This is a genomic window from Streptomyces anatolicus (assembly GCF_019400875.1).
In the GTDB taxonomy this organism is placed as follows: domain Bacteria; phylum Actinomycetota; class Actinomycetes; order Streptomycetales; family Streptomycetaceae; genus Streptomyces; species Streptomyces anatolicus.
On record NZ_WMBF01000570.1, the window covers coordinates 1 to 3655 of the forward strand.

The window sequence follows — 3655 nt, forward strand, 5'->3', positions numbered from 1 at the left end:
CGTCGGGCTGGTGGGGCAGGTCGGGCGCGTCGGGCGTGCTCATGGTTGTGGATCGTAATCGTTCAGGCGAGCGGGGCCGGGGGCTTGTGTTCGTTCACCACGGATCCCTTACCTTCTGCCTTCGCCAGGACGGGTCAGCGGGTCAGTAGGTGGTCGCGGGCATGGGTGCGGTACTCGGCGAGCAGGGTTGATACGTCCGCGGGGGTCAGTCGGCGGTAGGCGGCCGCACCCGGAGGGCGCCACCAGACAGGGTCAGGGCAGCGGAAGGCGTCCCGCCGAAGCTCTCCCCGCGCGACCTTGTTCGTCGCGGTCACCGGCATCCGGCCGAGCACCCGCACAAAGCGCGGAGCCATCTTCGTGCCCAAGTCCCCCTGCTCAAGGAGGAACTGCGCGAAGTCGTGCGGGTCGAAGCCCGCCCCCGGCACCGGTGCCACCGCCGCCATGACCTGGTCCCCCGCCACCGGGTCCGGCACCGCGTAGACCGCCACGGCCGCCGCCCGGGGATACCGGGCGAGGATGTTCTCGATCACCGCGGCCGCCAGGTTCTCGCTGTCGACCCGCAGGCGGTCGTCCGTACGCCCCGCGAAGTAGAAGTGGCCGGAGCCGTCCCGGTAGAAGAGGTCCCCCGTCCAGTACCAGCCGTCCCGCACCCGCTCGGCTTGCGCCTCCTCGTTGCGCCAGTACCCCTCGAAGGGGTTCGGGCCCCGGTTGACCAACTCCCCTATCACAGCGGCCCCGTTGAGCAACCGCCCGTCGGGCGAGAACCGCGCCGCCTCGCACTCCCGCAGCGTCACGGGGTCGACCACCGCGAGGTCGTCCCCGGGCGCCGCCCGCCCGATCGCCCCGGCGGGCGTGCCCGGGGTGCGCTGGATCGCCGCCCCGCCCTCGGAGGATCCGTACCCCTCCACGAGCCGCACCCCGAACCGCTCCTGGAACCGCGCCGCGTCCACGGCCCCCGCCTCCGTCCCGAACCCGATCCGCAAAGGGTTCTCCCGGTCGTCGGGCTGCGCGGGCGTGGCCAGGATGTACTGCACGGCCCTGCCCACATACGTGAAGTACGTCGCCCCGAACTTCCGTACGTCGGTGAGGAATCCGGACGCCGAGAAGCGGCGGCGCAGTGCCACCCCCGCACCCGCCGCCAGCGCCGGAGCCCAGTCCGCGATCACCGCGTTGCCGTGGAACATCGGCATGCAGATGTAGTGGGTGTCCTCCGCCCGGACGCCGAAGTGGGCGGCCAGGGAACGGCCCGCGGCCGCCAGTCGGCCCTGGCTGCAGATCGCCGCCTTGGGGGCGCCCGTGGATCCGGAGGTGAAGTAGAGCAGCATGCGGCTCGCGGGGCCGACGGTCCGTGCGATCTCCGGTGCGGCGTCGGCGTAGGGCGCGAGCAGGTCCTCGTATGCGGGGGTGTCGGTCACCAGGGTTCGTATGCCCGGGAGTTCCAGGCCGTCGAGCAGCGGCAGGTGCGCCCGCTCGGTCACGAGGATCTGGCAGTCGGTGTGCAGGATGTCGCGGGCCAGTTCGGCGCCGCGCCGGGTGGGGTTGATGCCCGCCACGGCCGCGCCGGAGAGTGCTGCCGCGCTCAACCACTGCGGGTATTCGGGGGTGTTGTCGAGCAGTACGCCGATGTGGGGTTCGCCGTGGCTCGACAGGAGGTCGGTGAGGAGCGCGGCCCTGGCCGCGGCGCCCGCCGTCATCTGGTGGTGGCTCAGCACCCGGTCCTCGAAGCGCAGACCGGCGCGGTGATCGCCCCACCGCGCCTGAACCAGTTCGGCGACCGTGCTCCCCTCGCTCTCCCTCGCGTCCGCACCGCTCTTCATGGCCGCGCACCATAATTGATGGGCCGTCAGTTATGAAGAGGAGTACGAAGAGGAGGTGGACATGGAGCGGGGAGCCCTTCGCGCACTGCTCAGAATTTGACGTCCGAGCAGGCGTAGAACGCGTTCGCCGTGTCCGCGATCGTCCAGACCGCGACGATCACGTGGTGCCCGCTGCGACCGCCGGGGATGGTGCCGCTGTGCGAGAGGGTCGCGGGCGGCTGCTGGCTGTTGTACGGGACGCTGAGGAACGGCGTGGTGTCCAGGGCGGCCCTGGTCACCGGCTTGCTGTCGTCCCAGCCCTGCTTGGTGATGTAGTACTTGAAGTCCGTGGTGCGGTGGCGCGCGGTGAACTGCCAGCGGAACGTGTAGCTCTGACCGCCGCTCACCGACGTCGTGGGCCAGGCCCCGCCCGAGGGTGTCCTCGGCGAGTTGAGCTGGTTGAAGCCCGCTATGCCCGCCGAACAGATCTTGCCGTCGGCCGGTCCGCCCGCGGGGAAGCCCTTGGGGCCCTCGACGCTCTGCGGTTCGTACTGTATGGAGCCGCAGTTGGTCACCACGCCCTTGGCGCAGTTGATCTGCCTGCTCGCGGGCAGATCCGTGTAGCCGTGGCTGCTGGCACCACCGGCGGAGAGCGCGAACGCGCCGACCGTCGTGAGGCCGACCATGGCCGCGTACATCTTCTTTTTTCGCATGTGCCGCTCCTGACCGAACGTGGGGGTTCCGTGGGACGTGCGCGCACTGCGGTCTAGACCAAGTCTCAGGCTATTGCCGTTAGTTGAACATGTCCATACCAACCGCGCAGAGCATCCGTACGTACGGTCGAGCAGGCCCCTTCCGGCTTACCGGTGCCTCCGCGTCCCGTCTTACCGGTGCTCTCCGTGGCCCGTGTAGAACGCCACCGTCAGGTCCTTCACCAACGCCTTGCGCTCGTAGTCGTCCAGCTCCACCAAGCCCCGCGTGGTCAGCCGCGTCACGGTGTCCTCGACCGAGTCGACCACCGAGGTCAGTACGGTGTCGCGGTGCCGTGCGTCGAGCGCGGCGACCCGGCGGCGCTGCATCGCAGCGGCCACTTCGGGGGCGTACTCGATGCGGGTCGGCTGGGCCGAGAAGACCTCGATGCCGACCGCCTCCGCGTCGGCCGCGAGCGCCCGGGTCAGCGCCTCGGCGACGGCGTCGGCGTCGCGCAGGGTGGGGGCGGCGGGCAGCGCGGGGGCGTCGTCGTGGAACGCGTCGGCCGGCAGCCGCGAGAGCACCCGGGCCGTCGTCGCCTCCACGCACTCCCGCAGGTACTCCTGGTGGTCCTCCACCGCGAGCGTCGCCCGCGCGGTGTCCTTCACCCGCCATACGACGAGGACGACGACGCGCAGCGCGACCCCGCCGCGGTCCACGGCGGGCATCGGCTCGCTCCTCCAGTGCCGCAGGCGTACGTCGACGCGGCGGCGCAGCAGGAGGGGGTTCACCCACATCAGGCCGGTGCGGCGGACGGTGCCGCGGTAGCGGCCGAAGAGCTGGACCACCCGGGCCTCGCCGGGCGCGATGGTGTTGAGGCCGCACAAGGTGAGGAGCGCGGCGAGGATCACCACGATGCCGGAGACGATCAGCAGCGTGGACCCGGCGCCCTTGTGCTCGGAGGCGACGGCGGCCCCCGCGAAGATCAGGCCGACGCCGCCCGCGAGTCCGGCCAGGCCCCCGAGCAGGGCCAGCCCGCCGCTGACGTTGTGCGCGGGCCGCTCCCGGACCTGCGGTTCCGGGAGGGACGGTATGTCGGCCTGGTCGGTGATGGAGTCGGTTGAGGTGGCGTCGGACATGGAGGGCTCCCCGTTCCGTTCGGTGGTGCG

General features: G+C 71.2%; 3 protein-coding genes. All 3 read right to left on the reverse strand.

The annotated features are described in order from the left end of the window. Positions 1-134: 134 nt before the first annotated feature. Complete coding sequence (locus tag GKQ77_RS29670) at positions 135-1817, reverse strand: AMP-binding protein (RefSeq protein WP_219692205.1); 1683 nt, start codon at positions 1815-1817, stop codon at positions 135-137. 89 nt (positions 1818-1906) lie between these two features. Next, a complete protein-coding gene (locus GKQ77_RS29675) occupies positions 1907-2509 on the reverse strand; it encodes a lytic polysaccharide monooxygenase auxiliary activity family 9 protein (RefSeq protein ID WP_219692206.1) in 603 nt (200 codons plus the stop codon). Between the two features lie 171 nt (positions 2510-2680). Continuing rightward, a partial coding sequence (locus GKQ77_RS29680) for an SPFH domain-containing protein (RefSeq protein ID WP_258022196.1) occupies positions 2681-3655 on the reverse strand: 975 nt, incomplete at its 5' end.